Source organism: Nitriliruptor alkaliphilus DSM 45188, assembly GCF_000969705.1.
Classification (GTDB): Bacteria; Actinomycetota; Nitriliruptoria; order Nitriliruptorales; family Nitriliruptoraceae; genus Nitriliruptor; species Nitriliruptor alkaliphilus.
The window spans coordinates 3,564,005-3,586,498 of the sequence record NZ_KQ033901.1 but is presented as its reverse complement, the minus strand read 5'-3'; the positions used below and the strand labels follow the sequence as shown (position 1 = coordinate 3,586,498).

Here is a 22,494-nt window from a genome sequence, read left to right as displayed (position 1 = left end):
CGGGCTGCGGCTAGCGGTGAGCGGTCGGGGCCGGCAGCTCGGACAGTGGTGGCACGTCGTACGCGCGTCGCAGCTGCGCCTCGCGGTCGGCAGCGGCGACGCGGCCTGCCTCCGCTGCGGTCGCGAGGCGGGCGGTCAGGCTGCCCGCAGCTCGGCCGGCACGGTCGGCGACCGCCACGGGGTGGGCGGCGCGGGTGGCACGGTCGACCCGCCGGATCACGTAGCCGCCGACCAGGACCCCGGCACCGAGGCCGAGCGCGAGCGCGAAGACCGACCTCACGAGCCGTCCTCGCGGAAGGTGCGCACCGCCCGGGCGACGCCGGCCGAGACCGCCGCCCCCTTGATGATGGGGTTGGTGACCGTGGCGTGGACGACCCCGACGAGCTGGTCGGTGGTCGCGGTGATCGACTGCACACCGGCCACGATGGTGTCGACCCGGGCGAGCTCGACGTTGACGCCCGACACGGTCTCGTGGACGCCGCGCAGGATCGGCACGGTCTCGTCCGAGACGGTGCGCACGGCACCGATGACCTCGTCGACGGCTCGCACGGTATGCAGGACGAGCACGCACAGGGCCAGCATCAGCACGGCGAAGGCGCCGGCGGCCAGGACGATGCTCCAGTCGGAGATGTTCACGGCTGGGGGGTCTCCTCGGCGGACGGAGCGTTGGGCGGGGTGGTGCGGGGCGGTGGCTCGGGCTGGTGCTGCTCGGTCGCGCGACGTGCCGCGCGGGCCTGGTCGCGCAGCTCCGCGAGTCGGTCGGCGACCGCCGCCTCGTGACCGTGACGGGACGGTTCGTACAGCACCGTGCCGACCAGCCGATCGGGCAGGTAGGTCTGCGCCGGCGCGAACCCGCTGGCGTGGTCGTGAGGGTAGTCGTAGCCGACGCCGTGCCCGAGGCTGCGCGCCCCCCGGTTGTGCCCGTCCCTCAGGTGGGCCGGTACGTCGGTGTTGCCGTGGCGGCGAACGGACTCCAACGCGGCGCCGATGGCACGGGTCACGGCGTTGGACTTGGGCGCCACGGCGAGGGCGATGGCCGCGTGCACGAGCGCGTAGCGCGCCTCGGGAAGGCCCACCTTGTCGAGGGCGTCGAAGGCGGCCACCGCGGTCGGCAGGGCCTGGCGGTCGGCGAGCCCGACGTCCTCGGAGGCGAAGATGACCATCCGCCGCGCGAGGAAGCGGGGGTCCTCCCCCGACTCCAGCATCCGCACCAGCCAGTAGGCCGCCGCGTCCGGGTCGGAGCCACGCATCGACTTGATGAACGCACTGACCTGGTCGTAGTGCCCGTCGGCCGCCTTGTCGTACCGGAAGCGCTGCACCGCGTCGGCCACGTCGTCGAGGGTGACCACGACCGGCGGGGCGCCCGGGTCGACCGGCACGGCCGTGGCTCCGGCGTCGACACCCGCTGCGGCGGCCGCGACCTCCAGGGCGGTCAGCACGGCCCGGGCGTCCCCGTCGGCGAGGTGGACGAGGTGCTCGGCCGCGTCGGGATCGACGCGCACACGGCCCCCGAAGCCACGCTCGGGGTCGGTGCACGCGCGCTCGAGCAGGCCGTGGAGGTCGTCGTCGGTCAGCGCGGTCAGGCGGATCAGCTGACAGCGCGACAGCAGCGGCGCGTTGAGCTCGAAGAACGGGTTCTCGGTGGTCGCACCGATGAGGGTGACCCAGCCGGCCTCGACGCCAGGGAGCAGGGCGTCCTGCTGACCCTTGTTGAACCGATGGATCTCGTCGACGAACAGCACGGTGCGGCGGTCACGCAGCTCGAGGCGGCTGCGTCCCTCGTCGATGATCCGACGCACGTCCTTGACACCCGCCGTGACGGCCGACAGCTCGAGGAAGGCGGCATCGACGTGGCTGGCGATGACGGTCGCCAGCGAGGTCTTGCCGACCCCGGGCGGCCCCCAGAGGATCAGGCTGCGCAGGTCCCCACGGTCGAGCATGGCACGCAGCGGCTTGCCGGGCCCGAGCGCGTCGAGCTGGCCCACGTACTCCGACAGGTCCCGGGGGCGCAGCCGAGCCGCGAGCGGGACCCCGGCCCCGGGCCGCGCCGGCCGGGCGTGGTCCCCGTGCGCCGTGGTGCCACCGACGGCCGGGGTCCCCGGGTCGGTGCCGTCATCGAACAGCTGCTCGCTCATCGACCCGCGACCGTACCGCCGGCACCGCCACAGCAGGTCGGGTGAGGCCGGTGCTCGGACACCCGTCGGGACGGCACGCGATCGTGCCGGGGCGGGGGCCTGCGGTGGGAGGTCAGGCCTTGACGGGCTTGGGCAGCAGGCGGAGGCCCACGTCGCGGAGGGCCGCTTCGTCGTGGGGCGCCGGGGCGTCGGTCATCGGGTCCGCGCCGGACTGGGTCTTCGGGAACGCGATGACCTCGCGGATGGTGTCCTCGCCGCACAGCAGCATCACGAGCCGGTCGAGCCCGGGGGCGATCCCGCAGTGGGGCGGCACGCCGTAGCGGAACCCGCGCAGGAGGAAGCCGAACTTCTCCTCGGCGTCCTCGTCGGAGATGCCGAGGAAGCGGAAGACCCGCCGCTGCAGGTCGGCGTCGTGGATACGGACGCTGCCCGAGGCGAGCTCGACGCCGTTGAGGACGATGTCGTAGGCGCGGGTGGTGACCTCACCCGGGCGCTGCTCGAAGTCGTCGATGAACTGCGGGGCCGGCGCCGTGAACGGGTGGTGGTTGGGCACCCAACCTGCGCTGTTGGCTGCGGTCGGGTCGTCGGACTCCCCCGCCGGGTCGAACATCGGCGGTTCCACGACCCACACGAACTCCCAGCGGTCGGCCGGGATCAGGCCCCGGTCCTCGGCCAGGGTGTTGCGCAGCGCCCCCATCAGCTGGCGGGCGAACCGGGTCGGGCCCGCACCGAAGAAGACCGCGTCCCCGACGGCGGCACCGGTCTCGGCCAGCACCCCGGCGACCTCGGCGTCCGACATGAACTTGGTCAGGGGGCTGCGCAGCGTCGGCGCGTCCCCCTCGCCCGCCTCCACACCTTCCGCGTGCTCGCTGTCGCTGCGCTCGACGACCCCCCAGGCGAGGCCCTTGGCCCCACGGCGCTTGGCCCACTCGGTCCAGGTGTCGAACTGCTTGCGGGTCAGGTCACCGCCGCCCGGCAGGGCGAGGCCGATGACCGAGCCACCGTCGCCGAGCACACCCTTGAACACGCCCACCTCGGTGTCGGCGAAGACCTCCCCGAGGTCGGCGAGCTCCATCGCGAAGCGCAGGTCCGGCTTGTCGGACCCGAAGCGACGCATCGACTCCTCGAAAGTGATGCGTGGGAAGGGGGTCGGCAGCTGGACACCGAGGACCTCGTCCCAGAGCTCGACGAACATCTCCTCCATGACGGCGTAGATGTCCTCCTCGTCCCCGAAGGACAGCTCGAGGTCGAGCTGGGTGAACTCCGGCTGGCGGTCGGCGCGGAGGTTCTCGTCGCGGAAGCAGCGCGCGATCTGGTAGTAGCGCTCGACGCCGGCGACCATCAGCAGCTGCTTGAACAGCTGCGGGGACTGCGGCAGCGCGTAGGTTTCCCCCGGCTGCAGCCGCGAGGGCACGAGGAAGTCGCGGGGCGCCCTCCGGGGTCGGGCGGGTGAGCTGGGGGGTCTCGACGTCCAGGAAGCCGTTGCGCTCCATGACCCGCCGGATGATCGAGGTCGCCTGGGCCCGCACCTGGAGGTTGCGCGCCATCCGGGGCCGACGCAGGTCCAGGTAGCGGTGGACGAGCCGCAGCTCCTCGGACACGTCGATGCCGTCCTCGACCGGGAACGGCGGGGTGTCGGCGACCGACAGCACCTCGACGGAGCTGGCGGCGAGCTCGACGTCACCGGTGCCGAGCTTGTCGTTGCGCATCCCCTCGGGGCGCATCCGGACCTCGCCGGTCACTCGCAGCACCCACTCGGACCGCACGCGGTGGGCGGCCTCCAGCGCGTCCGAAGCGGTCGGGTCCGCGACCACCTGGAGGATCCCGGCGCGGTCACGCAGGTCGAGGAAGGCGACCCCGCCGTGGTCGCGACGGTTGTCGACCCAGCCCGCGACCGTGACGGTCTGGCCGGCGTGCTCGGCGCGCAGGTCGCCGGCGGCGGCGGTGCGCATGGCGCCGTGGGGGGAGATGCTCACGGTTCAGCTCGATGCTCGGTCGGTACCGGCCCGCGGCGCGTCAGCGCCCGAGCAGACCGGACAGGTGGGAGGCGAGGTCGGGTTCGGCGACGGTGATCTGGTCGCCCGAGCGGAGGTCCTTGACCGCGACGTTACCCGCGGCGCGCTCCTCGGCCCCGAGGATGACCGCCGTGCGGGCGCCGCGGCGGTCGGCGCGCTTGAGCTGCTTGCCGAGCTTGCCGCCCCCGACCTCGAGGTCGACCGCGAAGCCGTGGCCGCGCAGCCGTCCGGCGAGCGCCACCGCGTCGACTGCTCCGCTCTCGTCGATGACGGTGACGACCACGTCCGGCGCGTCGAGATCGGTCTCGCCGGCGGCGGCCTCCTGCGCCTCGAGCAGGAGCAGGATGCGCTCGATGCCGAGGCTGCCGCCCGTCGCCGGGACGTCCTGGGACTGGAACATGCCGATGAGACCGTCGTAGCGACCGCCGGCGGCGATGGTCGCGGCGAGCTGGTCGTGCACGACCTCGAAGACCGGTCCGGTGTAGTACGACAGGCCGCGTGCGAGCACCGGGGCGTACGACAGCGACCCCCCGGGCAGGTCGCCCGCCAGCGCCAGGACCTGATCGACCTCGTCGAGGCCCGCGCGGCCACGCTCGGTGGCGGCCACCCGTCCCCGGATGCGGTCCGACGGATCGTCGGCGCCGAGGTCGTCGACGATGGCGTCCACGACGGAGGCGTCGACATCGCGCCCCCGCAGGTCCGCCGCCACCCCGTCGACGCCGATCTTGTCGAGCTTGTCGAGCGCCGTCAGGACCGCCGACTCGGCGGCGTCGGGCAGGCCGTAGGCCTCGACCAGGCCAGCCAGGGCGCGACGGGAGTTGAGCTGCACCCGGAAGCCGGACAACCCCAGCCGATCGAGCACGTCGGCCACCGCGACGATGGTGGCCGCGTCGGCCAGCAACGAGTCGGTCCCCACCGTGTCGACGTCGCACTGGAAGAACTCGCGGTACCGGCCCTTGCCCGGGCGGTCCGCCCGCCACACGGGCGCGATGTGGTACCGCTTGAACGGGGTCGGCAGCTGGGATCCGTACCGCGCCACGACCCGGGCCAGCGGGACCGTCAGGTCGTAGCGCAGCGCCATGTCGGCGTCGCCGGAGGACTCGTGCTCACCGCGCTTGAGGATCTTGAAGATGAGCTGGTCGCCCTCCTCGCCGTACTTGCCGGTGAGGACCTCGAGACGCTCGAACGCGGGGGTGTCGAGCGGCGCGAACCCGTGGCTGCGGAACACCTCGCGGATGGTGGCGAAGGCGCGTTCGCGCCGAGCGACCTCGGCGGGCAGGAAGTCACGCGTCCCGGAGGGCGGGTTGGCGTCGATGGTGGCCACGGCGGAGCCTCGAGGAGCAGCGGAGGAGAGCGGAACCGGACCGCTCCAGGGCAGGAGCGCACGGCAGGGACGCGAGGCTAGCGGCCACCCGCTCCGCCACGGTCAGAGGCTGACCGGCACGGGCAGCCCTTCGGCGAGGACCTCGGTGTCGACCTGGACGGGCCCGCCGTCGCCGACGGTGACCTGGCGCCGCTCGAGCACGTCACCGTCGAGGTAGGTGAGCTCGACGGTGTACCGCTGCCCCTCCTCGGCCACGACCCGTGGGCCACCGACCAGCGACTCCAGCTGGTTCACGGCCGCCGCGCGTTCGTCGTCGTCGAGGCTGCCGCGCAGCCGGACGTCGGCGGCGGTCTCCACGACCCGACCGAACCGGTCCGAGGGTCGGGTCGTCTCCACGTAGGCGCGGGCCGCAGCGATCGCCGACGGCTCGTCGTCGACGGCCCCGCCATCGCGCGCGAGCAGCGCATCGAACGCCTCGGGCCGTCCGGTGACCACGATGGCCTCCGATCCGTCGAAGGCGACGTGGAACAGGGCAGGTGCCCCGCTCGTCGGTGCCGTGACCTGGAGCAGATCGAAGGAGGCGAGGAACGACGCGTCGAGCTCGGCGATCCGGGTCGCCTCGTCGTCGAGCAGCGCCGCCCGGCCCTCCTCGCCTGCAGCCACCAGCGCGTCCCGCAACGAGGTCATCTGGTCGTCCTGTCCGTCGGACGGTGCGCCACCGTCCTGGGCGGTCCCGGCCGGGTCTGGTTCGGGCGATCGGTCCTCACCGGCCGCGCAGCCGACCGCCAACGCCGCCACGAGCACGAGCGCGGTCCGAGCGAGGGGTAGGGGTACGGCTGGTCGCCTCATCTGCTGTGCCTGTCGTCCCAGTAGCCGCCGTAGAGGTCCGGGTAGGTGTCGCCCGTCGTGGACGCGACCACGTCCCCGTTCTCGAACGCGTCCCGGATGGCCTGTTCGGCAGCGGCCTCACCGGCCGCGCGCCGCTGTGCCTCGGTGGCGTCGTCCCCGAGGGCCGCGACCGCCTCATCGTAGGCGCGCTCGTAGACGCCCTGTAGGACGGTGTCCGGCACCTCCGGGTTGCGCGCCTGGATCTGCTGGTTCGCCTGCACCTGCCGGACGACCGCATCGGTCTCCTCGGCGATCATCCCGTCGACGTAGGCATCCCGCGGCCCGTCGATGTCGGGTGACTGGCCGGTGTTCGACCGTTCCGCGTGGAGCGCCTCGTGGACCAAGATCGCCGCGAGCTGTTCCGGCGTCAGGTTGCTGTCGAGCACGATCCGGTTCTGGCTGGGGACGAAGTAGGAGCCGCCACCGGGCTCGTACTCGGGGGTGATGCCGAGCTCGTCGAGGAGGGCGAGGGCCTCGCGACCGATCTCCGAGTCGCCGAGCAGATCACGGACCTGGTCGTCCACGGACGGCTCGGGGTCGCCGCCGCCACCGAAGAGGTCGCGGATCCAGTCGGTGAGCCGGCGGAAGAACCCACGATCGTCGGCGTCGCTGGTCGGCTCGGCCTCGAGTGCAGGCCCGGTGCCGCCCTCCGGGTCGTCGCCCTCGGAGCCCCCGGTCCCGGGTCCGCCTGCGGCGGGCTCGTGCGCACCGGGTCCGCCTGTGGCCGGCTCGTGCGCACCGGGTCCGCCGGCACCGGGCTCGTCGGCGGCGACGACCTCGCCCCCGCAGTCGCCACCCGAGACGTCGATGTGGCAGAAGGCCCAGTGGACCGTCTCGCCGATCGACCGCCCGATGCCGGTGGTCGCGACGAGGCCGAGGACCACGCCGGCGAGCAGCACGACGATGGCCACGTACTCGGCGGTGCTCTGCCCCGCCTGGTCGCGCCACCGACGCCGCACGGTCGTCCCTCTCGGTCCACCGGGCGGGTCTCTCCGCACCGGTCAGGACCACCCTCCCGGAGGGATCGCGCACGCGAGTGAGCCGCTGGTCCCATCAGGTGGCCTGCGAGGGGCCCGACCGCGTGGGCCGGTCGCGTCAGCTCCGGCTGGCCGCCTGGTGCAGGAAGGGGTTGGTGGCCCGCTCACGCCCGACCGTGGTGTCCGGTCCGTGCCCTGACAGGATCAGGGTGTCGTCCTGCAGGGGCAGCACGGTGCGGACCAGGGAGGCGAACAGATCCGAGGTCGAACCGCGCGGGAAGTCGCTGCGTCCGACCGACCCGGCGAAGATCAGGTCGCCCGAGAACAGCACCTCGGCGGTGGCCGCATCCGCGTCGCCGAGGGCGAAGCTGACGGGCACGTCCGCCAGTCCGCGACCGAGGTAGGTGACGTGCCCCGGCGTGTGGCCCGGGTTGTGCTCGACCCGGAAGGTGATCCCGGCGTACGTCACGTCCTGCCCGTCGGTGACCTCGCGCAGGCGTTCGGTCGGCGGGTCCCACGTGAGCCCGAACTGCTGCTCGAGCAGCTCGGGCGGCGCGCCGAACGCGGCGGCCGGGTCGTCCCAGATCCAGCGGTCCTCGGGGTGCAGCAGGACCGGGACGTCGAGCTCGCGAGCCAGCTCCGGCACACCCCAGACGTGGTCGAGGTGCCCGTGCGTGAGCAGGATCGCCTCGCAGGCGACACCCGCCTGAGCGAGCATCGCGGGGACGGCCTCCGCCGCGCCCTCCCCCGGGTCGACCACCACGGCGGACGCCGCGGCCCGGTCCCCCACCACGAAGCAGTTGGTCTGCCAGCGGCCGAGCGGGACACCGAGCACGAAACGGTCGGTCACGGGTGCGAGCTCCTGCGCGGTGGCGGTGATCCGGGGACCATCCGCGAGGCTACCCACGCTCGCACGGCACGAACGAGGCCGGGCACGTGGCCCGGCCCCGATGCTCGTGCCTGTCGGTCAGGCGACCTCGGCGGGGGCGTACGCCTGGGCGTCGCAGACGGCCGCGTCACCGCTGCGGTCCTGGCGGGCGAGCACGTTGACCGCGACCTCGCACACGTTGGCGGCAACGGAGATCGGCACCTGGACGATGATGTCGCTGACGTTGACGTTCACGAGACCACGCTGCTGGCCGTTGCCCTGGCGGTTGCCGTCGTTCCAAGGGACGGTGGCACCCGACTCGGCGACCGCGTCGCACGTGGCGGCCTCACCGTCGCGGATCTGCTCGGCGAGGACGTTGACCGCGACCTCGCAGACGTTGGCGGCGACCGCGATCGGCAACTGCACGACGACGTCAGAGACGTTGACGTTGACCAGTCCCTCCTGGAGCGGCGGGAGCTCGGGCAGCTCGGGGACCTGAGCCTGGGACGGGGCGGCGGCCACGAGGACGAGACCGAGAGCGAGGGTGAGGGCAGCGAGAGCGCCCGCGACGTTGGAGCGCAGGGTCTGGATCATGAGGTGTCTCCCTGGTGAGGACCGCCCCGGCCCCTGACGTCCGGCAGCAGTCGCGGATGGTGCGATCCGACGACCTCACCAGGACGTCGATCCCGGGACATCCGTCCGCTCGGCCGCCCCCAACCCTGCCGTCGGGACACCCCGTGACGGGAACTGCGCGCACGGGTCAGGGTGCGCCCGGCCTCGGGCGGGTCTCCAGCCCCGACCAGGCCCGGGAACGGCCGGATGGCCGCACCCTGTCCGCTCGGACGGCTGCGACCGGCCTCGTCGCCAGGCGCGTCCCGAGGGGCTCACCGAGATGGTGCGGTCAGCGTGCGGCGGTGCCCTGTGGGACGACCCGGTACGCGTCGTAGACGCCCTCGACGCGGCGCACGCTACGCAGCGCGTACTCGAGGTGGGTGGGGTCACCGAGCTCGAACTGGAACCGCAGGACCGCGACGCGGTCCTTGCGGGTGGCGACCTGTGCCGAGGTGATGTTGATGTGGAGGTCACCGAGGACGGCCGTGATGTCGCGCAGCAGGTGTTTGCGGTCGAGCGCCTCGATCGCGACCTGCACCAGGAAGGGCGCGTTGGTGTCCCCGGACCAGTCCACGGGCACGAACCGGTCGTCCTCGCCCGCGCGCAGGTCGGCGACGTTCGAGCAGTCGCTGCGGTGCACCGAGACACCCCGCCCGCGCGTGACGAAGCCGACGATGTCGTCCCCGGGGACCGGCGTGCAACAACGTGCGAGCTTGACCAGCATGCTCGCGTCACCCTCGACGGTCACGTCGCCGCTGCTCTGCCCGATGCGGATCGGGGCCGCCTGCGTCGGCAGGTCGTCGAGCTTCTGCTCGGTCTCGACCTCCTCGGTCATGCCGGCCACGACCTGGGCCGCCACCGTCTGGGCGGCCACGTGCCCCTCGCCGACGGCCCGGAACAGCGCCTCGGTGCCCTTGTAGTTGAGCACCGCAGCGGCGTCGGTCAGCTCGCCCGAGGCCATCGCCTTGGCGTACGCGAGGCCCTTGCGGCGCAGCGCACGCGTGATGGCCTCGCGACCGCGGCCGATCGCGTCCTCACGACGTTCGCGGTTGAAGTACCCCCGGATCTTCGACTGGGCCCGCGTCGAGGCCGCGAGCTTGAGCCAGTCGCGCGACGGTCCGGCGTCCTCGGCCTTCGAGGTCAGCACCTCGATGCTGTCACCGTTGACCAGGACGTGGTCGAGCGGCACGAGCCGACCGTTGACCCGCGCCCCGATGCACCGGTGGCCGACCTCGGTGTGCACCGCGTACGCGAAGTCGATCGGCGTCGCCCCGGCCGGCAGGCCCATGACCTCACCCTTGGGGGTGAAGACGAACACCTCGTCCTGGTAGAGGTCGATGCGCAACGACTCGAGGTAGTCGCCGGGTTCGTCGACCTCGGCCTGCCACTCGAGCAACTGCTCGATCCAGGGCAGCTCGCCGGTGGCGTCCGCGTCGGTGGAGCCCCCGCGCGGGGCGTCCTTGTACATCCAGTGGGCTGCGACACCGAACTCGGCGGTGCGGTGCATGGCGCGCGTCCGGATCTGGACCTCCAGCGGCCGACCCTGCGGCCCGATCACCGACGTGTGCAGCGACTGGTAGAGGTTGACCTTCGGCATCGCGATGTAGTCCTTGAAACGACCGGGGACCGGTCGCCAGGAGGCGTGCAGCTGGCCGAGCACCGCGTAGCAGTCCCGGACCGAGTTGACGATGACCCGGACGCCGAGCAGGTCGTAGATCTCGTCGAACTCCTTGCCCCGGAGCACCATCTTCTCGTAGATGGAGAAGTAGTGCTTCGGCCGGCCGAAGATGTCACCGCGGATCTTCAGCTCACGGAGCTGGTCGCGGATGGAGGCCATGACCTGCTCGAGGTAGGCCTCACGCTCGGGGTTGCGCTCCTCGACCATCGCCACGATCTCGTCGTAGCGCTTCGGGTGCAGCGTCCTGAACCCGAGGTCCTCGAGGCGCAGCTTGAACTGCTGCATACCGAGCCGGTGCGCCAACGGCGCGTAGATGTCGAGGGTCTCCTGCGCGATCCGTTTCTGCTTCTCGCGCGGCATGTGGCCGATGGTCTCCATGTTGTGGAGCCGGTCGGCGAGCTTGATGACCAGGACCCGGATGTCCTTGGCCATCGCCATGATCATCTTGCGGAGGGTCTCGGCCTGCTGCTGTTCCTTGGTCTCGACCCGCAGCCGGTCGAGCTTGGTGACACCGTCGACCAGGTGCGCGACCTCGGCGCCGAACCCGGTGGTGATGTCCTCCAGCGACGCGGCGGTGTCCTCGACCACGTCGTGGAGCAGGGCGGCCACCAGCGTGGCCGTCCCGAGGCCGAGCTCGGCGAGCTCGGTGGCCACCGCGACCGGGTGGGTGATGTAGGCCTCACCCGAGCGCCGCTTCTGGCCCTCGTGCATCACGTCGGCGTACCGGTAGGCGCGCACGACGTCGCGCACGTCCGCCTTGCCACCGGCGGCTCGGATCGCCTGGGCGAGACCCTCGAGCTCGGCCGGGATGTCCCCGCGACGGACCAGCGGCAGGTTGGTCAGGACGCCCTTGACCCCCGATGGCCGCGCGGGCGGCAGCGGCGCCGGCCGAGGCTCGTGCGCCGTGGAGGTGTCGGTGTCCGGGTCCGTGACGGTCCTCCCGCTGCAGAAAGGGCGTCCTGCGAGCGTACCGCCGCCCCCGTCGACGTCAGCGTTCGGCCGTCACCGGGCCCGGTCCGTACCTGGCGTCAGTACTCGAGGAGCGAGTAGCGCGTCAGCCCGCCGAGCTGGTCGGCCCCGCGCAGGAAGCCGAGCTCGAGCAGGAAGGCGCACCCCACGACCTCGCCGCCGAGCTGACGGACCAGGTCGACGGTCGCGGCCGCGGTCCCCCCGGTGGCGAGCACGTCGTCGACCACCAGGACCCGGTCCCCCATCTGGATCGCGTCGTCGTGCAGCTCGAGGGTGGCGTCGCCGTACTCGAGCACGTACTGGACCTGTCGGGACGGACCGGGCAGCTTGCCGGCCTTGCGCGCGGGGACGAAGCCCGCACCGAGGTGGTAGGCGACCGGCGCGGCGAGGATGAACCCGCGCGCCTCGATCCCGACGACCTTGTCGACCTGGCCCCGGCCGAACCGCATGCACATCGCGTCGACGACGGTGGAGAACGCCACCTTGTCGAGCAACAGCGGCGTCACGTCCTTGAACACCACGCCGGGCTCGGGGAAGTCGGGGACGTCCCGGATGAGTTCCTCGAAGCGCTGGTGGTCGACCTCGAGCCGCACGTCAGCGCCCCTTCCGCTTGGAGCGCTTCTGCTTGCCCCGACCGCGGACGTACTCGGTGGTGACCGGCGCCCGCGACGCCGGACCGGCGACACCGGTCACCGCTGGGGCCTCGTCCGCGTCGGCCGAGGCCTTGCCGGCGCGGCCCTCGTCGGCGACCACGCCGGCCAGGACCTGCTCGTCGACCCCGAGAGCTGTGGTCGGATCGGCCTCGGGGACGGGCGCTTCGAACGCGCCGAGCCGCAGACGCTCCGAGCTGAGCTGGCGCGAGACCTTGGCGGCCCGCTTGGCCGACTCGGGTTCGCGGGACTTCAGCCACGCGAAGAACGGTCCAGCGACGAACAGCGAGGAGTAGATCCCGACCGCCATGCCGATGAACAGCGCGAGCGCCAGGTCCTGGAGCGTGGTCGCGCCGAGCAGCTGCGAGCCGATCAGCAGCAGGGCACCGACCGGCAGCAGCGAGGTGATCGAGGTGTTGATCGAACGCCACAGCACCTCGTTCATGGAGGTGTTGACCAGCTGCCCGTAGGTCCGGAAGCCCGGTTCACCGAGGAACGGATCGTTCTCCTTGACCCGGTCGAAGACCACCACCGTGTCGTAGAGCGAGTAACCGAGGATGGTCAGGAGGGCGATGACGGTCGCGGGCGAGACGGTGAAGCCGACCAGGGCGTACAGCCCGATCGTGATCAGGACGTCGTGGGTGAGCGCCAGGACGCTCGCGGCCGCCATCTTCGGCTCCAGCCGCATCGAGATGTAGATGACCACCACGACGAGGAAGACCACCAGCGCCCGGAGGGCCTGGGTGGTCAGCCGCTGTCCCCACCTCGGTCCGACGAACTCGAACTGGACGTCGACTGGCTCGGCCAGCTCCGTCAGGGCGGTCTCGACCTCGACGGCCTCGTCGGAGCCGGGTTCGAGGGCCGCGGTGCGGATGATGGCAGCGGTCGGGGCGTCCGGGTCGCCCTCGAGCTGGGCGGTCACGTCGTGGGCGCCTGCCCCCTCGGCGGCCGCCCGCAGGTCGTCGCCGCTGACGTCGCCCTGGATGCCCTCGAGGCGGTACGAGGTGCCACCGACGAACTCGATGGACATGTCGAGGCCGCCGATGACCAGCGACCCGATGCTCAGCAGCAGCAGCGACGCGGACAGCACGACCCAGGTGCGGGCCTTGCCGACGAAGTCGAAGGTCGTGGTCTTCACCGGACACCTCCCGAGGCCTCGACCGGTGTACCGGCGGCGGGTCGTTCGACCGCACGCAGCGAGCGCCGCGTGATCAGCTTGGTCCGTGCGAGCAGCTCGACCACCGGGCGCGTGAACAGGCCGAGGATGAGCAGATCGATCAGCGTGGCGATCCCGAGCATGAGCGCGAAGCCGCGCACCGGGCCGATGGCCAGCAGGTAGAGGATGGTGGCCGCGGCCAACGTGACGGTGTTGCCCGCCAGGTTGGTGCGGAACGCTGAGGTGAAGCCCTTGCGGACCGCTGTCCGTGGCGTCTTGCCGAGGTTGACCTCGTCGCGGATCCGCTCGAAGTAGATGATCGAACTGTCGGCGGTGATGCCGATGGCGACGATGATGCCGGCGATGCCGGCCAGGGTCAGGGCGAACCCGGCGACCTCGCCGAGGCCGGCGATGACCCCGCCGACGAGGACGCCGAAGACCGCCAGGCCCGCGAGTGCCACGACCCCGAGCGCCTTGTAGAAGAACACCAGCCAGATCCCGACCAGCACCAGCCCGATACCGCCGGCGAGGATCCCCGACCGCAGCGAGTCCTCACCGAGCGTGGCCGACACGGTCGCGAAGGTCGACGGCTCCAGCGTGAGCGGCAACGCACCGGCCCGCAGGATCAGCGCGAGGTCGTTGGCCTCGTCCTCGCCGTCGCCCTCCGCGGTCGCGCCGGTGGTGATCTGGGCCGTCCCGCCGGTGATCCCGACGCCACACAACACACCCTGCGCCATGTTCGGCGCGGACTCGACAGCGTTGTCCATCACGATCGCCAGCAGGCCCGGCCGGCCCTGGTCGCGCTCGCAGGCGAGGTCGGCGGTGATCGCCGCGAAGGCCTGGCCACCGGCCCGGTCGAGGTCGAGCGCGACCGAGTAGCCCTGCTGGTCGAGGGTGGGCCGCGCGTCGTCGATGCGGTCACCGGTCAGCGCCGTCGGGCCGACCTCGTACTTGGGCGGCAGCGGCTGCTCGGCGCCCTCGGCCACGGCATCGACGGCGCCGCAGACGAGGCCGGTCTCCTGCTCGCCGAGGACCCGACGCTCGTCCACGGGGGCGGTGCAGTCCGGACCCTCGTCGTAGCCCGGGTCACCGGGCTGGAACACGTCGATGACGGGCCGGAAGTCGAGCTGGGCGGTGGTGCCGATGATCTCGCGCAGCCGGTCGGCGTCGGTGACACCCGGCAGCTGGACGAGGATGTCGACGCCCTGACGGGAGATGTCCGGCTCGGCGACGCCGAGCGAGTCGATGCGGGCCCGGATGACCTCGATGGTCTCGTCGAGGAGCGCCTCGTAGTCGTCGGGCTCCTCCTCCCCCTCCGGCAGCTGCGGGGAGTAGATCGCGCTGATCCCGCCCTGGAGGTCGAGCCCGAGGTTCGGCCGCGCACCGAGGGCGAGCGCCGACGCGGCGGCCCCCACGATCAGGAGCATCGCCACCAGCGTGGTGATCGAACGACGCTTGTCCATGCCAGCGGTTCCCTTGGAGCGCAGGCGCGCGCTCGTCGTAGCCGTCGCCTCGGGTGCGGTCAGCCGACCGCGACCCCGTTGGCGGTGATCTTGAACTCGCAACCGAGGGTGCGAGCGGCGCGGCGGCACATGATCATCCGGTCGAGGAAGATCTCGAAGTACTCGAGCACCGTGGACCTGGTGGTGTCGAGGTCGAGCTCGAGGGTGATCGTCGCCGCCTCGCTGTCGACGCGGAGGAAGCTGTGGGTGACCGCGTCGTTGACGCGATCGTGGATGTCGGCGGCGGTGTCGGCGCCCTTGCGGACCCGGGAGCGGTGCACGTCGGCCTTGTCGGCGAGGATGACGGCGGCCCCGACGGGCCCGACCGACGAGCCGTACTGCTCCTCGTGGTTGCCGACGGCCGACAGGACGAGCCCGATCCGGTAGGGATCGACCTCCAGGCGTCGCAGGGCGTCGTACGCCACCCACGCGCTCGACAGCCCGTGGTTCATGCGCGACACCACGTTGCCCACGTCGTGCAGGTAGCCCGACACGGCGGCCAGCTCGCACAGGTCCTCGTCGGCGCCGAGGTGGTGCAGCACGTTGTGCGCGATGCGCCCGACGAGGTTGGCGTGACGGAACCCGTGCTCGGTGAAGCCCTGGGCGGCCAGGAACTGGTCCGACAGCTTCAGGAACGCCGCGACGACCTCGTCGCTCTGCAGGGCGCCGAGGATGTCGGGCGATGCCCCACCCGCCCGGTGCTTGGCCTCGAGCGCGACGGCGGTCGCCTCGGCGACGGCGTCGGCTGCGCCCACGCCGCGAGCGATCGCGGACTCGGCCGACCCGGTGATCGCCGTGGCGGGATCGGTCAGCTGGGTCTCGTCACCGGCCCACCCGCGGACAGCCGCGAGGTCGGCCGGCTCGGGATGCTCACGCGGCGGCGCGCCGTCAGCCCCGTCGGTCGCTTCGGCCCGGTCGGCGGCGGCCTCGTCGATCGACGACGAACCGTCGCGCTCGCGCCCGGCCGCGGCCGGGTCGGAGCGGGTGACGTCCTCGTCGCCGGTGGTCACTCGCTGTCCTCGTCGAGGAGGATCTCGTCGCGGACCACCTTGGCCAACGAGGAGCGCTGGAAGCGCATCACGACGTCGTCGGTGACCTCGAGATCCATGGTCTCGTCGGTCAGCGCCACGACACGGCCGTGCAGCCCGCCGACGGTGACGACGTCGTCACCGACCGACAGCGAGCCGATCAGCTGCTGGTGTTGCTTCTGGCGCCTCTGCTGCGGACGGATCAGCAGCAGGTAGAGCGCCACGAGGAAGATGAGGGGGAGGATGAGCCCGCCGGCGTCGCCCACGTCGGGGAACCTCTCGGAGTCGGGGAACAGGAGGGCGCCACCCTACCGGCGCGCGCGCCTGGCCACGTGGCGCAGCACGCCGACCGCCCTCACGCCTCGTCCGCCCCGGGGGCGACCTCGTCGATGGGCAGGGTCCAGGCGGCCTCGGGCCGGGGTGCGGGCAGGCCCAGGTGGGCGTAGGTCCCGGCGGTGGCGGTCCGGCCCCGCGGGGTGCGCTGGAGCAGCCCGGTGCGCAGCAGGAAGGGTTCGACGGCGGTCTCGACCGTCTCGGGTTCCTCACCGACCGAGGTGGCCAGGGTCGCGAGCCCGACCGGTCCCCCACCGAAGTTGTTGCAGAGCGCCTCGAGGACGCGGCGGTCGAGCCGGTCGAGGCCGAGCTCGTCGACGTCGAAGACCGCGAGCGCCGCCCGCGCCACCGCACGGTCGACGATCCCGTCACCCTCGACCTCGGCGTAGTCGCGGACCCGGCGCAGCAGCCGGTTGGCGATACGGGGGGTGCCGCGGGAACGGCGCGAGATCTCCTCGCCACCCCCGGCGTCGAGGTCCACCCCGAGGAGGCCGGCCGAGCGGCGCACGATCCGCTCGAGCTCGGCAGGCTCGTAGTGCTCGAGGTGCGCGGCGAACCCGAAGCGATCCCGCAGCGGCGCGGACAGCAGGCCCGTCCTGGTCGTCGCACCGACGAGCGTGAACGGCGGCAGGTCCAGACGGATCGACCGTGCCCCGGGGCCCTTGCCGACCACGATGTCGAGCTGCAGGTCCTCCATGGCCGGGTACAGGACCTCCTCGACCTGGCGCGGGAGCCGGTGGATCTCGTCCACGAACAGCACGTCGCCCGGTTCGAGCCCCGTCAGGATCGCGGCGAGGTCGCCCGGTCGCTCGATCGCGGGGCCCGAGGTGGTCCGCAGCTGAGCGCCGACCTCGGCCGCGACGATCGCCGCGAGGGTGGTCTTGCCGAGCCCCGGGGACCCCGACAGCAGCACGTGGTCGGCGGACTGGCCCCGCTGCTTGGCGCCGAGCAGCACCAGCTCGAGCTGACGCCGGACGCGGTCCTGCCCGACGAACTCGGCCAGGGACCGCGGGCGCAGGGACGCGTCGACACGATCCTCGCCCGGGAGCGCCGCGGGTCCGACGAGTTCGTCACGGTCGCTCACGCCGCCCCCGTCCCGATGGTGCGCAGCGCCCGCCGCAGCAGCCCCGGGACGTCGTCGGGGACGCCGACGAGTCCGACGAGCACGGGCTGGACCTCGGCGGTGGAGTACCCGAGCGAGAGCAGCGCGTCGCGGACCTCCTCGAGCGCGTCCGCGGCCGGACCTGGCACCCCGCCGTCGACCTCGACCAGCGCGGCTCCGGTACCGCCGACCTTGTCCTTCAGCTCCAGCACGAGCCGCTCGGCCCCCTTCTTGCCCACACCGGGGACCTGGGTGAGGGTGGTCAGGTCGCCCCCCGCGATGGCCGCCCGCAGGACGTCCGGCCGGTGGGTGGACAGGTAGGCGAGGGCCAGCTTCGGACCCACCCCCGAGGCGGTCAGGAGCAGTTCGAACAGCTGGAGCGATGCCCGGTCGGTCGACCCGTAGAGGGTCATGGAGTCCTCGCGCACCTGCAGGGAGGTGTGCAGGACCACCTCCTCACCGCGGGCCGGGATGTGGTCCGCCGGGGTGACGTGCACGAGGTAGCCGACCCCGCCGACGTCGACGACGACGGCGCCGGCGTCACGGTGGGCGACGGTGCCGCGCAGGTGGCTGATCACGAGGTGGACCTCCGGACGTGGGCGGGCCGGGACGCGCGGTCGGCGAGCACCGCTTCCCAGCCGCCCCGACGGGCGCGGTCGGCGGCCGTCGCGGCTTCCGCCAGGGCGGCGGCCGCCGGCGTGGAGGCGGCCGCGGCAGCGAGGCGTGAGCGCGCCAGGTGGGTGAGCGCGACCGCCAACGCGTCGGCCACGTCCGGCGGCCCGGGGATGGTGTCCACCCGCAGCTGGGCGGCCACGAGCCGGGCGATCGCCCCCTTGTCGGCGGTCCCCGACCCCGCGACGGTCAGCTTGATCTCGGACGGGCTGTAGGGGTGCACGCTGGTCCCGGCCCGTGCGGCGGCGACCAGCGCGACACCCGCGGCCTGCCCGGTCGCCATGGCCGTGCGCACGTTGACCGAGAACAGCACGCGTTCGACGGCGATGGCGTCGGGCCGGTGCTCCTCGACGGCCGCGACGATCGCGTCGTGGACCGCCAGCAGCCGCTGCTCGTGCGGGAGGTCGGGATCGGTGCGGATGCAGATCGCGTCGACCAGGCGCGGTCGCGCCGACGGCCCCTCGACGACCCCGACCCCGCAACGCGTCAACCCGGGGTCGACGCCGAGGACGCGGAGCGCCGCTGGCGCGGTGGACACGGGTGGCTCCTGGAGGTCGACGACCGAACACGTGTTCAGGCTAGCGAGCCCCCCGGTGTCGGCGCCGCACCTCGGACGGTCAGGCCTCGAGGTCCTCGAGGAGGTCCTCGGGGATGTCGAAGTTGGCGTAGACGTCCTGGACGTCGTCGTTGTCGTCGAGGTCGTCGAGCAGCCGCAGCACCTTCTTGGCCTCGCTGACCTCGGCGATCGGGACCGTGGACGCCGGCACCATCGTCGACCCGGACTCCTGGACCTCGAAGCCAGCCTGCTCGAGGGCCGCGCGCAGGTCCGCCACGTCGGAGGGGTCGCACCAGGCGGTGTAGGTCTCCGAGTCCGCCTCGAGGTCCTCCATCCCGGCCTCGAGCCCGACGAGCATGAGCTCGTCCTCGTCGGCGCCCGCCTTCGGCAGGAGCACCCGCCCGCGACGGGTGAACAGGAAAGCGACCGATCCCGGCTCCGCGAGGCTCCCCCCGGACTTGGTGAAGGCGCTGCGCACGTCGGCTGCCGTGCGGTTGCGGTTGTCGGTCAGCACGTCGACCAGGACCGCGACCCCGCCGGATGCGTAGCCCTCGTACTGCGCCGGCTCGTAGGCGGCGGCGCCCTCGAGCTCACCGGCGCCACGCTTGCACGCCCGCTCGATGGTGTCCTTGGGGACCTCGGCGTCCTTGGCCTTCTGCACCGCCAGGGCGAGGGACGGCGACGCCTCGGGGTCCCCCGTCCCGGCCCCGCGGGCGGCCACCTCGATCTGACGGATCAGCTTCGCCCACGTCTTGCCACGCCGCGCGTCCTTGGCGGCCTTCTTGTGCTTGATGGTGGACCACTTGCTGTGGCCGGACATCGCTGGACTCCCGGGTCGACGCTCGCGCCACGAGGGGCGCACGGAGGCTGCGAGCCTACCGCTGCGACCTCGTGCGCTCGGCCGGCCCCGGGGGCGCGGTCACCCGTCGCCGGCCGTCAGTCGAAGGCCGCCGAGATGTAGTCCGCCCAGATGCCGGCCGGGATGGTGCCGCCGGTGACCGCCTCGTACCGGGTGCCTCCGATGGACACGCTCTCCATCGGGCGTGGCTGCTCGTAGCCGACCCACGCCGACGTCGTCAGCTCGCCGGCGGCTCCGACGAACCAGGCGTCCACGTGGCTGTTGGTCGTCCCCGTCTTGCCGAAGACCCCGCGCTCGACGGTGCTGCCGACCCGTGCGGCCGTCCCTCCCGGCTGGACCGGGCCCCGCAGCACCTCGCGCAGCTGACGCGCCGTGTCGCGGTCGATGACCCGCTCGCACCGGGGCTCGTGCTCGTAGAGGACCTCGCCGTCACGATCGAGGACGCGCTCGATGACGTACGGCTCGCACCGCACGCCGCCGTTGGTCCACGTCCCGTAGCCGAGCGTCATACCGAGCGGGAAGACCTCCGCCGAGCCGAGGCCGATCGAGCAGTCCACCGGGCCGAAATCGGCGAGGTTGCCCCACCGCAGCCCGTGGTCCATCGCGACCTCGGCGACGCGTTGGATGCCGACGTCGCGGGCCAGCTGGACGAAGTAGGTGTTGACCGAGCGCTGCATCGCCTCGTAGAGACCGATGACCCCCGCATCGGTGTCGCCGTAGTTGCGCGGCTCGTAGGGCTCGTCCTCCGCCCCGCAGGGCTCGATCTCCTCCCCGGAGGGCGAGTCGTACTCCAGCGGCCCGCCGGGCTGATCCCGATCGTCGTCATCGTCATCGTCCTCGTCCCCGTCGCGACGGACGGGGACCGTGCGCCGGTCGAACCCGTCGACGAGGGCGGCGGCGGCCACGAACGGCTTGAACGCCGATCCCGACTGGCGACCGGACCCGCCGCCCCAGGGCACGGTGGGGTTGGTCGTGGTCAGGGTGCACGGCTCGTCGTCGTCCGGGTCGCAGCGACCGAAATCGTGCGGACCGAGGGCGAAGGTGCGCATCGCCCCGGTGGCGTGCTCGACGCTGATCACCGCACCCATCGGGTCCGAGGCGGCGTCGGTGAGGTAGGCGCCGATCGCCTCGCGTGCCATCCCCATCAAGCCGCGGTCGAGCGTGGTCTCGATGCGCAGCCCTCCCTCGAAGATGGCGTCGATGCGTTCGTCGATGCTCGCACCGAGCGCCTCCTGGAGGCCCGGCTGCAGGGCCGCGTCGGGGTCGTACATCAGGCGCTTGACCGTGTCGATCCAGAACGGCTCGCCGAAGCTGCGGTCGCGGACGTCCAGTTCGATCTCGCTGGCGAGCGCCTCGTCGGCGGTCTCCTGGTCGATGCGTCCCTGGGCGAGCATCTGACGGATGACGATGTCCCGCCGGCCCCGCGCCGCCTCCTCGTTGGCGACCGGGTTGGTCACCGCCGGTGCCTGGATGCTGCCGGCGAGGACCGCCGCCTCGGCCACCGTCAGCTCACCGATGGGCTTGGAGAAGTAGTGATCGGCCGCGGTACCGACGCCGTACACCCCCTCGCCGAGGTAGACGGCGTTGAGGTAGCCCTCGAGGATCTGCTCCTTGGAGTCGCGCCGTTCGAGTTGGACGGCCAGGAGCACCTCCTGGAGCTTGCGCTCGATGGTCTGCTCGGGGCTCAGGAGGGTCATCTTCACGTACTGCTGGGTGATGGTGGAGGCCCCCTCGGTGATCTCGCCCGCTGCCAGGTTGCGCCCCGCGGCGCGGACGATCGCCTCGTGCTCGACGCCCCGGTGCTCGAAGAACCCGCTGTCCTCGGTGGCCAGCACGGCGTCGATCACCACGTCCGGGACGTCCTCGAGCGCGACGGGCTCGCGTCGGATCTCCCCCGCGAGTTCGGCGATGCGCGTGCCCTCGTGATCGTGGACGGTCGACAGCTGCGCGGCGATCGGCAGCTCGTCGGGCAGCGGTGGCGCGTCGAGGAGCGTGGCCTCCGCGGCGCCGACGACCTCCGAGCCGACCACCAGGACGGGCACGACCGGGGCCGCCACCAGCGCGGCGGTGGCCGCGATCAGCACCACGGCAGCCGCGAGCTGTCCGAGGGGTCGCAGCACGATCCGGGGGTCCACGTCCGGATGGTGCGAGGCGGATGCTCACTCTGCGCGCGGCCAGCGTGGCCCTCCGTCCACGACGGTCCAGGTCAGCTGGACGCGTGCGGTGGCCGGTGGACCTCAGCGCGGCCCGAGCACACCGAGGGACGTTCCGCTCGGCTCAGTCGCGGGGGTGGTCGTCCTCGTCGTCGATCTCGACCACCTGGTGCTGCTCGATCACATCGGCGTCGATGGGCCCCTCCGGCACCTCGTCCGGGGTGCCAGCCCCGTCGACGAGGGTGCCGTCCAGCCGCTGCCGCTGCTCGAGCTGGTCGGGCGTCAGCTCGGAGGCGGGGCTGCCCTGCGCGGGTCGCTCGGTCACGTCCGTCTCCTCGTCTCGGGCCCCTCAGCAGACCACCCGCTGCCACCGCTCGCAAGCGCCCCCATCGCTCGCCAGGTCACCGCCGGATGAGCTCGGCAACGGGTGTCGATGGAGAGGCCCAACGCGCCGGGCATGCCACGGCGTTGAGCTCATGTTGAGCGGTCGGCGCCAACATCTTGAGGGGGCGCTGCCAGGGTCCTGCGACGGCACAGCGGGCGAACGGACCCTCGGCCGGTCGTCACCAGGAGGGATGGCATGAGCCAGGTACTGCACGAGAAGGTCGGGACGTCCCCGCGACCTGGAGCCGAGGTCGGCGGAGCGAGACGGCCTCGACGCCCGCTGACGGCCGCCGTCGTGGGCCTGGGGTTGCTCCTGGGCACGGCGGCTGGGTGGACCGCGTCCATGGTGTTCTCCCCGGCTCCGGACGCGCGAAGCAACGCGGCGCAGACAGCGCGCTGGCAGGGATCCGCGGAGTGGTTCGCGGAGCAGGCCGAGGCGCGGCGGTGGGAAACCGAGCGCCGACGCTGGGAGGCGCAGGCGGACCACTTCGACCCCGGCTGGCGCGACCGGTGACGGCGCGTACGGGGAGTCCGCGTCCGAGGGCGGCGCTCGACGCTCGCCCTCGGACCGTCCCTGGACGGACCGCACCCGGTCCCCGTACGCTCGGTGACGAGGGTGATCTCGGGAGAGGG

General features: G+C 72.5%; 22 protein-coding genes and 1 pseudogene. 1 reads left to right on the top strand and 22 read right to left on the bottom strand.

From position 1 onward, the window contains the following. Positions 1–10: 10 nt before the first annotated feature. From NITAL_RS16565 to NITAL_RS16465, 22 genes and pseudogenes are all read right to left on the bottom strand, one after another. Complete coding sequence (locus tag NITAL_RS16565) at positions 11–280, bottom strand: hypothetical protein (protein ID WP_052667324.1); 270 nt, start codon at positions 278–280, stop codon at positions 11–13. Next, a complete protein-coding gene (locus NITAL_RS16560; protein WP_083441670.1) occupies positions 277–636 on the bottom strand; it encodes a DUF948 domain-containing protein in 360 nt (119 codons plus the stop codon). Before NITAL_RS16560 ends, NITAL_RS16565 begins: the two co-directional genes overlap by 4 nt. Continuing rightward, positions 633–2,135 (bottom strand): replication-associated recombination protein A, encoded by a 1,503-nt coding sequence (locus NITAL_RS16555; protein WP_083441669.1) that lies wholly within the window; start codon positions 2,133–2,135, stop codon positions 633–635. Before NITAL_RS16555 ends, NITAL_RS16560 begins: the two co-directional genes overlap by 4 nt. Positions 2,136–2,247: 112 nt before the next feature. Then, on the bottom strand, positions 2,248–3,549 hold the full coding sequence (gene aspS, locus NITAL_RS16550) for an aspartate--tRNA ligase (protein WP_281175544.1): 1,302 nt from the start codon (positions 3,547–3,549) through the stop codon (positions 2,248–2,250). A 76-nt stretch (positions 3,550–3,625) separates the two neighbouring features. Continuing rightward, a pseudogene (locus tag NITAL_RS29220) lies at positions 3,626–4,087 on the bottom strand (OB-fold nucleic acid binding domain-containing protein); the annotation flags it as partial. Positions 4,088–4,151: 64 nt separating this feature from the next. Next, positions 4,152–5,474, bottom strand: coding sequence for a histidine--tRNA ligase (hisS, locus tag NITAL_RS16545; protein ID WP_211262463.1), 1,323 nt, complete (start codon positions 5,472–5,474; stop codon positions 4,152–4,154). A 102-nt stretch (positions 5,475–5,576) separates the two neighbouring features. Next, positions 5,577–6,323 (bottom strand): hypothetical protein, encoded by a 747-nt coding sequence (locus tag NITAL_RS16540; protein WP_157041901.1) that lies wholly within the window; start codon positions 6,321–6,323, stop codon positions 5,577–5,579. After that, positions 6,320–7,321 carry a DUF6782 family putative metallopeptidase gene (locus NITAL_RS27410; RefSeq protein WP_052667322.1) on the bottom strand — a complete coding sequence of 334 codons (1,002 nt, stop codon included), beginning with the start codon at positions 7,319–7,321 and terminating at the stop codon, positions 6,320–6,322. The genes NITAL_RS16540 and NITAL_RS27410 overlap by 4 nt, the downstream gene beginning before the upstream one ends. Before the next feature lie 136 nt (positions 7,322–7,457). Then, positions 7,458–8,246 (bottom strand): MBL fold metallo-hydrolase, encoded by a 789-nt coding sequence (locus NITAL_RS16530; protein WP_211262462.1) that lies wholly within the window; start codon positions 8,244–8,246, stop codon positions 7,458–7,460. 60 nt (positions 8,247–8,306) lie between these two features. Next, on the bottom strand, positions 8,307–8,801 hold the full coding sequence (locus tag NITAL_RS16525) for a hypothetical protein (protein ID WP_052667321.1): 495 nt from the start codon (positions 8,799–8,801) through the stop codon (positions 8,307–8,309). 307 nt (positions 8,802–9,108) lie between these two features. Next, positions 9,109–11,247, bottom strand: coding sequence for a RelA/SpoT family protein (locus tag NITAL_RS16520; protein WP_052667320.1), 2,139 nt, complete (start codon positions 11,245–11,247; stop codon positions 9,109–9,111). Positions 11,248–11,525: 278 nt separating this feature from the next. After that, entirely contained in the window at positions 11,526–12,059 is a 534-nt protein-coding gene (locus tag NITAL_RS16515) for an adenine phosphoribosyltransferase (RefSeq protein WP_052667319.1), read from the bottom strand. A 1-nt stretch (position 12,060) separates the two neighbouring features. Beyond that, positions 12,061–13,254, bottom strand: a complete 1,194-nt coding sequence (secF, locus tag NITAL_RS16510; protein ID WP_052667318.1) for a protein translocase subunit SecF — start codon at positions 13,252–13,254, stop codon at positions 12,061–12,063. Next, complete coding sequence (gene secD, locus NITAL_RS16505; protein ID WP_052667317.1) at positions 13,251–14,735, bottom strand: protein translocase subunit SecD; 1,485 nt, start codon at positions 14,733–14,735, stop codon at positions 13,251–13,253. Before secD ends, secF begins: the two co-directional genes overlap by 4 nt. A 59-nt stretch (positions 14,736–14,794) precedes the next feature. Further along, a complete protein-coding gene (locus NITAL_RS16500; RefSeq protein WP_211262461.1) occupies positions 14,795–15,784 on the bottom strand; it encodes a hypothetical protein in 990 nt (329 codons plus the stop codon). Further along, complete coding sequence (yajC, locus tag NITAL_RS16495) at positions 15,781–16,068, bottom strand: preprotein translocase subunit YajC (protein ID WP_211262460.1); 288 nt, start codon at positions 16,066–16,068, stop codon at positions 15,781–15,783. Before yajC ends, NITAL_RS16500 begins: the two co-directional genes overlap by 4 nt. 89 nt (positions 16,069–16,157) lie before the next feature. Further along, positions 16,158–17,219, bottom strand: a complete 1,062-nt coding sequence (gene ruvB / locus NITAL_RS16490; protein ID WP_052667315.1) for a Holliday junction branch migration DNA helicase RuvB — start codon at positions 17,217–17,219, stop codon at positions 16,158–16,160. Next, entirely contained in the window at positions 17,216–17,815 is a 600-nt protein-coding gene (gene ruvA / locus NITAL_RS16485; protein ID WP_052667314.1) for a Holliday junction branch migration protein RuvA, read from the bottom strand. Before ruvA ends, ruvB begins: the two co-directional genes overlap by 4 nt. Continuing rightward, on the bottom strand, positions 17,812–18,447 hold the full coding sequence (locus NITAL_RS16480) for a crossover junction endodeoxyribonuclease RuvC (protein WP_052667313.1): 636 nt from the start codon (positions 18,445–18,447) through the stop codon (positions 17,812–17,814). Before NITAL_RS16480 ends, ruvA begins: the two co-directional genes overlap by 4 nt. A 79-nt stretch (positions 18,448–18,526) precedes the next feature. Beyond that, the gene (locus NITAL_RS16475) at positions 18,527–19,285 is read right to left on the bottom strand and encodes a YebC/PmpR family DNA-binding transcriptional regulator (RefSeq protein ID WP_052667312.1); all 759 of its coding nucleotides are present in this window, start codon (positions 19,283–19,285) and stop codon (positions 18,527–18,529) included. Positions 19,286–19,401: 116 nt separating this feature from the next. Then, positions 19,402–21,459, bottom strand: coding sequence for a transglycosylase domain-containing protein (locus tag NITAL_RS16470; RefSeq protein WP_052667311.1), 2,058 nt, complete (start codon positions 21,457–21,459; stop codon positions 19,402–19,404). Positions 21,460–21,601: 142 nt separating this feature from the next. Beyond that, complete coding sequence (locus NITAL_RS16465; protein ID WP_052667310.1) at positions 21,602–21,802, bottom strand: hypothetical protein; 201 nt, start codon at positions 21,800–21,802, stop codon at positions 21,602–21,604. A 255-nt stretch (positions 21,803–22,057) separates the two neighbouring features. On the opposite strand from NITAL_RS16465, the gene NITAL_RS28125 reads away from it, so the two are divergent. Continuing rightward, on the top strand, positions 22,058–22,375 hold the full coding sequence (locus NITAL_RS28125; protein WP_052667309.1) for a hypothetical protein: 318 nt from the start codon (positions 22,058–22,060) through the stop codon (positions 22,373–22,375). Positions 22,376–22,494 lie beyond the last annotated feature (119 nt).